Raw genomic sequence first — 2,151 nt, 5'->3', positions numbered from 1 at the left:
GGGGCCGACCCGACCCAAGGGCTCCCACAGGGACAGACGGAGGACAGCGTGACGACCGAGACCACCACCGGAGCGGAGACGACAGGCGATCTCGACCTCGTCAGGAAGGTGGCTGACCGGCTCTTCGGGGCGATGACGCGGGTCATCGAGGGCAAGCCGGACGTCGTGCGCACCACGGTGACCGTCCTCTTCGCGAGCGGCCACCTGCTCATCGAGGACGTGCCCGGCGTCGGCAAGACGATGCTGGCCAAGGCCCTCGCCAAGTCGATCGACGCGTCGGTGCGTCGCATCCAGTTCACGCCCGACCTGCTCCCGAGCGACGTCACGGGAGTGAGCATCTTCAACCAGGACGCCCGGCGGTTCGAGTTCCGTCCGGGCGCGATCTTTGCCAACGTCGTCGTCGGCGACGAGATCAACCGCGCCTCGCCCAAGACGCAGTCCGCCCTCCTCGAGTCGATGGAGGAGCGGCAGGTCACCGTGGACGGCGTGACCTACCCGCTGCACGCGCCCTTCATCGTCATGGCGACCCAGAACCCCATCGAGATGGAGGGCACCTATCCCCTCCCCGAGGCCCAGCGCGACCGCTTCATGGCCAGGATCTCGATGGGCTACCCGTCGCCGCGGGCCGAGCTGACCATGCTCGACACCCACAGCGCGCACTCGCCGCTCGACGACCTCACCGCCGTCACCGACGCCGAGACCATCAACCGGGTCGTCGCCGCGGTGACGAAGGTGCACGCGAGCCCGGCCGTGCGGCAGTACGTCGTCGACCTCATCACCCGGTCCCGGTCGACGACGGCGCTGCGCCTCGGCGCCTCTCCCCGCGCCGGGCTGCACCTGCTCCGCGCGTCCCGGGCCCACGCCGCGCTCGAGGGCCGCGACCACGTCATCCCCGACGACGTCCAGGCGCTGGCCGTCTCCGTGCTCTCCCACCGGCTCATCCCCTCGAGCGAGACCCAGCTGGCCCGGCGCACGACCGCCGAGGTCGTCACCGACCTGCTGCGGCAGGTGCCGGTGCCGTCCGGCTCCCACTGAGACCGAGGCACGGATGCGTTCGCTTCGAGGACTGCTGACGACGAGGGGCCGGGCCTTCGTCGGGGCGGGGCTCACCCTCGCGCTCGCGGGCATCATCTTCGGGTTCCGCGACCTCACCCGCTTCGGCGTGCTGCTCGTCGCGCTCCCCTACATCAGCGCCCTGCTCGTGCGCACCCGCAAGGCGCGCATGCGCATCGAGCGGCACATCTCGCCCGACCGGATCACCGTCGGGCAGGACGCGCACGTCGCCCTCGCCTTCGAGAACGTCTCGACGACGACGACGCCGGTCTTCCTCGCCGAGGAGCGGCTCGACTACGTCCTCGGCGACCGGCCGCGTTTCGTCGTCGGGCGCATCCCCTCGGGCCGCGTGCGGATCATCGACTACACGGTCCGCTCGCACCTGCGCGGCCGCCACCACCTCGGTCCGCTCGGCGTCCAGGTGCAGGACCCCTTCGGTCTCGCCACCCGCCACGCGGTGCTCGAGGGGACGGCCGACCTCGTCGTCCTCCCCCAGGTCCACTCCCTCTCCGCGAGCCAGCAGCCGAGCTCCGGGGTCGGGTCCGAGGGCGAGCTCGCGCACCTCATCGCCCTGCACGGCGAGGACGACGTGACGATCCGGGAGTACCGCGACGGCGACGACCTGCGCCGGATCCACTGGCCCGCCACGGCCCGCACCGGCGACCTCATGGTGCGTCAGGAGGACCGGCCCGCGCAGCGGCGCGCCGTCGTCCTGCTCGACCCGCGACCCGAGGCCCACGGTGGCAGCGGCGCCTCCGGCTCCTACGAGTGGGCCGTCTCCGCGTGCGCGTCGATCGCCGCGCACCTCTGCGAGTCCGGCTACGCCGTGCACCTCGTGTGCCCCGAGACCGTCGAGAGCGGGCGGGTCTCCGCGACCCTCCAGATCGACGAGATCCTCGACGTGCTCGCGGTGACCCAGCTGCACGCGAAGTCCACCGACGACCTGCTCCTGCGGGCCGCGCAGGGCCTCGCGGCGACGGGCGGCTTCGTCGTCGCCATCGTCGGCCCCCGTGGCCACGAGGTGACGAGCCGGCTCGCGAGCCTGCGCCAGCCGGGCACGACGGGGCTGGCCTTCGTCCTCGACTCGCGGGCGTTCGG

The 2,151-nt window shown here is 72.4% G+C and carries 2 protein-coding genes; both read left to right on the top strand.

The features are described 5' to 3' along the window. Positions 1–48: 48 nt before the first annotated feature. Positions 49–1,035 (top strand): MoxR family ATPase, encoded by a 987-nt coding sequence (locus LOY02_RS16475; RefSeq protein WP_317183460.1) that lies wholly within the window; start codon positions 49–51, stop codon positions 1,033–1,035. Positions 1,036–1,048: 13 nt separating this feature from the next. Continuing rightward, positions 1,049–2,151 (top strand): DUF58 domain-containing protein (locus LOY02_RS16470; RefSeq protein WP_317183456.1); only part of this gene is annotated, 1,103 nt, incomplete at its 3' end.

Origin of the sequence: Intrasporangium sp. (assembly GCF_032907665.1) — a bacterium.
Taxonomy (GTDB): Bacteria; Actinomycetota; Actinomycetes; order Actinomycetales; family Dermatophilaceae; genus Intrasporangium.
Note: the sequence above shows the minus strand (reverse complement) of the source record. Positions and strands in the feature narration are given on the sequence as shown.